The sequence below is a fragment of the Ruminococcus sp. N15.MGS-57 genome (assembly GCF_000980385.1).
Taxonomy (GTDB): domain Bacteria; phylum Bacillota; class Clostridia; order Oscillospirales; family Ruminococcaceae; genus Hominimerdicola; species Hominimerdicola aceti.
On record NZ_LARF01000144.1, the window covers coordinates 1 to 402 of the forward strand.

Sequence of the window (402 nt, forward strand, 5' to 3'; positions counted from 1 at the left end):
ATGCGTGGACGATAGCACAGGTCAAGAGCATTTTGAAAGAGGAAACCTACATCGGTCACAGCATTCACAACAAGCAGAGCAACATTTCATTCAAGAACAAGAAAAAGGTGCGGAAGCCGCAGGAAGAATGGTATCGTGTGGAAAATACCCACGAAGCCATCATTTCCGAAGAAGTGTTCCAAAAAGTTCAGGAGCTGATTGCAAGCAGACGCAGACGACAGAAGAATGGCACAACGCAGATATTTTCCGGGCTGGTAAAATGTGCGGACTGCGGATGGTCATTGGCTTATGGTGTAAACAGCCAGAACAAAAATCCCTATGCACACTACCATTGCAGTAAGTACGGACAGGGATTACGCCAGTGTTCCATGCACTATATCCGCTATGATGTACTGTATGCCT

General features: G+C 46.3%; 1 protein-coding gene. It reads left to right on the forward strand.

What is annotated here, in order from left to right:
* The coding region (locus WS40_RS11010) for a recombinase family protein (protein ID WP_046442326.1) at positions 1-402 on the forward strand (402 nt) is incomplete at both ends.